General features: G+C 67.4%; 2 protein-coding genes and 1 pseudogene. All 3 read left to right on the forward strand.

The window, feature by feature from the left end:
• On the forward strand, positions 1-2,169 hold a 2,169-nt coding region (locus tag QZX62_RS11080; protein WP_294174454.1), incomplete at its 5' end, for a response regulator.
• On the forward strand, positions 2,166-4,235 hold the full coding sequence (locus QZX62_RS11085) for a response regulator (RefSeq protein ID WP_294174455.1): 2,070 nt from the start codon (positions 2,166-2,168) through the stop codon (positions 4,233-4,235). The genes QZX62_RS11080 and QZX62_RS11085, both read left to right, overlap by 4 nt.
• Before the next feature lie 74 nt (positions 4,236-4,309).
• Positions 4,310-5,157: pseudogene (locus tag QZX62_RS11090) on the forward strand (DPP IV N-terminal domain-containing protein); the annotation flags it as partial.

A 5,157-nucleotide genomic window follows, 5' to 3' on the forward strand; every position in this document is an offset into this window, starting at 1 on the left:
GACAAGCGGCCGATCCTGCTCAAGGATGCACCGTCCGACTTCATCCGCATCGGCTCGGGCCTGGGCCATGCCAAGCCGGCCAACGTCAACATCCTGCCGGCCCTGTTCGAGGACGAGGTCAAGGCGGTGATCGAGCTCGCTTCATTCAACGAGTTCAACGAAACCCACCAGAGCTTCCTCGACCAGCTGATGGAATCGGTCGGCATCGTGCTCAACACCATCGCTGCCACCATGCGCACCGAAGGGCTGCTCAAGCAGTCGCAGCTGCTGACGCAGGAGTTGCAGGCGCGGCAGACCGAGCTCACCACCAAGCAGGAGGAGCTGCACGCCACCAACGAGGAACTGCAGGAAAAGGCCGCCGCGCTGGAGAACGAGAAGCGGCAGGTCGAGGCCAAGAACCTCGAGATCGAACTGGCCCGCTCGGCGGTGGAGGAAAAGGCCGAGCAGCTGGCGCTCACCTCCAAATACAAGTCCGAGTTCCTGGCCAACATGAGCCACGAGCTGCGCACCCCGCTCAACTCGCTGCTGATCCTGTCCAAGCTGCTCAGCGACAACGGCCAGGGCAACCTCAACGACAAGCAGGTCGAGTTTGCCAAAACGATTCACTCGGCCGGTTCCGACCTGTTGAGCCTTATCAACGACATCCTCGACCTGTCGAAGATCGAGTCCGGCACGGTGACCATCGAGGTCGGCGACATGGAGCTGAGCTCCCTCAAGCAGCACATGGACCGGACCTTCCGCCAGCTCGCGGCCGACAAGGGCCTCGACTTCACCGTGGCGATCGAGCGCGGCCTGCCGCCCGCGATCCGCACGGACGAGAAGCGGCTGCAGCAGGTGGTCCTGAACCTGCTCGCCAATGCCTTCAAGTTCACTGCCAAAGGCGGCGTGACCCTTGACGTGCGCACTGCCACCGAGGGCTGGAGCGCCAGTCACCCCGTGCTCCGTGAGGGCGAGCAGGCGGTTGCCATCTCGGTTACGGACACCGGCATCGGCATCCCCGAGGAGAAACAGCGACTGATCTTTGAAGCCTTCCAGCAGGCGGACGGAACCACCAGCCGCAAATACGGCGGAACCGGCCTCGGCCTGTCGATCAGCCGCGAGATCGCGCGGCTGCTGGGCGGCGAGCTGCAGGTCCGCTCCAAGCCGGGCGAAGGCTCGACCTTCACCCTGTTCGTGCCCCTGCAGGTCGCTGCGGCGACCAGCGAACTGCCGGCAACGGTGATGCGCACGCCGCCGCGTTACGACAACAGCGGCGCCGTGGTGCCGACCGCGCTTCCCACGGGCTTCGAAGTCGCCGACGATCGGGACGAGCTGGGCCAGACGCCGTTCGTGCTGATCGTCGAGGACGATCCGACCTTTGCCGCCATTCTGCTCGAATCCGCGCGCTCGGTCGGGATGAAGGGCGTGGTGTCGACCGCGGGCGCGGGCACGCTGCAGATGGCGCGCAAGCTAAAGCCGACCGCGCTGACGCTGGACCTCAATCTGGCCGACATCGACGGGCTCGTGCTGCTCGATCTGCTCCTGCATGACCCAGACACGACGAACCTGCCCGTTCACGTGATCACCGGCACCGACAAGGCGGCCGCGGCGGTAGCGCTGGGCGCATTTGGCGTGTCCACCAAGCCGATCGAGGAACGCGAGCTCAGGGAGGTGTTCACCAAGCTGCTTCGCGCCGCCCAAAAGCCCAGGCGAAAGAACAAGCCCGCCGAGCAGCGGCTCCAGGCGACGGCTGACATCCGGGACGCGGCCGAACTGGCCGACGCCAAGGTGCTGATCGTCGACGACGACATCCGCAACATCTTCTCGCTGACCAGCGTGCTGGAAAGCTACGGCGTGGAGGTGCAGCATGCCGAGCGCGGCAAGGAAGGCATCGCCATCCTGGAAGCGAGCCCGGACATCGACGTCGCGCTGATCGACATCATGATGCCCGAAATGGACGGATACGAGACCATGGGCCAGATCCGGCAGCGGCCAATGCTTGCCGACCTGCCATTGATCGCCGTAACAGCCAAGGCGATGAAGGAAGACCGGCAGAAGTGCCTGGATGCGGGCGCGTCCGATTACATCGCCAAGCCGGTCGATATCGAGCTGCTGCTCGCCCTGCTGCGGGTATGGATCGCCCGCTCGCGATCTACGGCAGTGGCGCGGCGGGTCGAGGCGGCTGAATGAACCTGCAACTGCGCCCCGACCTGCCCGGCCTGACGGGCGAGCGTCCGCAGGCCGCGAACGCGCCGCCGCCCGAGCGGCCGCGGGTGCTGGTGGTCGACGACGACGACCGCAACCTGCTGGCGATCGAAACGGTGCTCGAAGAGGTGGGCGAGGTGGTGCTCGCGCGCTCGGGCGAGGAAGCGTTGCGGCACCTGCTCAAGGGCGAGTTCGCGGTAATCCTGCTCGACGTCTACATGCCGGGCATGGACGGCTACGAGACCGCTCAGGTGATCCGCCAGCGCGAGCAGACCAAGCGCATCCCGATCGTCTTCCTGTCGGCGGTCAACAAGGAGGCCGAGCATCTGCTGCGCGGCTACGCGATGGGCGCGGTCGACTATGTATTCAAGCCGGTCGATCCGGCCATCATTCGCTCCAAGGTCGCGGTGTTCGTCGACCTGTTCGCCAAGACCAAGGAGATCGAGCGAAAGGCCCGGCACGAACAGGCGCTGCTGGACGCTGCCCTGCGCGCCAATGCCGAGCGGCTCCATGCCGAGCAGGAACTGCGCCGCGCGGAGGAACGGCAGGCGGCGATCATCCGCTCGCTGCCGATCATCCTCTACCTCGAGCCGCTCGCCTGCGACACGCGCTGCCCCCATTTCGTCAGCGGCAACTTCGAGGCGATGACCGGCTATCGCTTCTCCGAGGTGCTGGAGAGCCCGGAACTCTGGGCCGAACGGCTGCATGACGAGGACCGGGCTCGCGTGCTGGCCGCGGTCGAGGAGCGCGACCGCACCGGCCGCTTGTCCGTCGAGTACCGCTGGCGCTGCGCCGACGGGAGCTTCAAGCATTTCCACGACCAGGCCGTGCTGCTGCAGGACGACAACGGCGACTCGCTCGAGTTCGCGGGCACGCTGACGGACGTAAGCGAGCGCAAGAACCTGGAACATCAGCTGGTGCACGCGCAGAAGATGGACGCGATCGGCAAGCTGACCGGCGGCATCGCGCACGACTTCAACAATCTGCTCGCCGCAGTGCTGGGCGGGATCGGCCTGATCGAGCGCCGCGCCGAGCTCGCGCCCGAGCACCTCAAGATCCTCGCCATGACCAAGCATGCGGCCGAGCAGGGCACCGACCTGGTCGGGCGGCTGCTCGCTTTTGCGCGGCGCCAGCAGTTGAAGCCCGGCAACATCCGTCCGCGCGAGCTCGCCGAAGCGGTGGACCATCTGCTGGCGCATACGCTGGGCGGCCTGGTCGAGCTCGACTGGCGGGTGCCCGAAGACGCCTGGTCGGCCTACGCCGACCCGGCCCAGCTCGAGCTTGCGCTGATGAACCTCATCATCAACGCCCGCGACGCAATGCCCGAGGGCGGCACCATCACCATCACCGCCGGCAACCGCTCGGTCCGAGGCGAGAACGCGGCCGCGCTTCCGCCGGGCGACTATGTGCTGTTCGAGGTGCTGGATGCCGGCTGCGGGATCGAGCCGGCCAACCTGGAAAAGGTGCTCGAGCCGTTCTTCACCACCAAGGAAGTGGGCAAGGGGACCGGGCTCGGCCTCAGCATGGTCTACGGCTTCGCCACCCAGTCGGGCGGCGCATTCAAGCTGAAGAGCAAGGTCGCCGAGGGCACCTGCGCGGAGATCTGGCTGCCGCGGGCGACGGCCCCGGCGGAGGCGCCGATGCCCGACTTGGCGGACGGTGGAGGGACGGCGGCTGCCAAGCTGCTCCGCATCCTGCTCGTCGACGATCACCACGAAGTGCGCGCGATGACCGCGGGCATGCTGCAGGACCTGGGTCATACGGTGACGGAGGTCGCGAGCGGCGCGGACGGGCTGGCGCTCCTCAAGGACGATCCAACCGCCTTCGACCTGATCGTCAGCGACTACGCCATGCCCCACCTCAGCGGCATGGAGGTCGTTCGCCTCGCCCGCCAGGCGCGCGCCGGCATGCCCGCGCTGCTGATCACCGGCTACGCCGACGCGGACGCGATCGGCGATCGGCCCGAGGACCTGTCGGTGCTGCAGAAGCCCTTCAACATGGCGGCGCTCGCGGCGGCGATCAGGCGGGCGGGGGAAGTTGACATCGGCTGATTCCGCGGCTTGACCGAGCGCTCAGGTTGCCCGGCATCGGCGCCTATCACCCAAGCACTAGGTCTCCCCAGAACATGCTCAAGAAACTGTCGCTCCTGTCCCTGCTTCTCGCCAGCAGCAGCTCCGCCGTGGCGCAGAGCGAGCCGCCGCCCGAGCAGTCGGAAAGTGAAGCGGCGACCCAGCATGCGGTTCCGCAAGGCGCTGCGGCGCCCGCGCCCGCCCAGGAGCCCGAGGTCCCCAAGTGGGACGTGGAGCGGCCGCGTGGACTGACCCTGCGCAAGGTGCGGGTCGACACGGCCGAGGGCACCTGGATGAACGTCGACGTTTCGCCCGACGGCAGCCGCCTTGCGTTCGACATGCTGGGCGACATCTACGTCATGCCGATCTCCGGCGGCACCCCGACCCGCATCGCGGAGGGTCTCGCCTATGAGCAGCAGCCGCGCTGGTCGCCGGACGGCAGCCGCGTCGCCTTCGTCTCGGACCGCGGCGGCGGCGACAACATCTGGCTGATGCGCGCCGATGGGTCGGACAAGAAGCAGCTCACCAAGGAGGACTTCCGCCTCCTCAACCAGCCGAGCTGGAGCCCCGACGGACGCTACCTGGCGGTCAAGAAGCATTTCACCACCGGCCGCTCGCTCGGCACCGGCGAGGTCTGGCTCTACCATGTCGACGGCGGGACCGGCGTCCAGCTCGTCAAGCGCGTCAACGAGCAGCATCAGAAGGAACTGGGCGAGCCCACCTTCGCGCCGGGCGGCCGCCACGTCTATTTCACCCGCAACATCACGCCGGGCGGCCGCTTCGAATATGCGCAGGACTCGAACGGCGCGCTGTTCGCGATCGACCGCTACGAGCTGGACACGGGCGAGACCCACCGGGTGACCGCCGGCAACGGCGGCGCGGTGCGGCCGACGCCTTCGCCCGA

This window comes from uncultured Sphingomonas sp., from assembly GCF_902806265.1.
Classification (GTDB): Bacteria; Pseudomonadota; Alphaproteobacteria; order Sphingomonadales; family Sphingomonadaceae; genus Sphingomicrobium.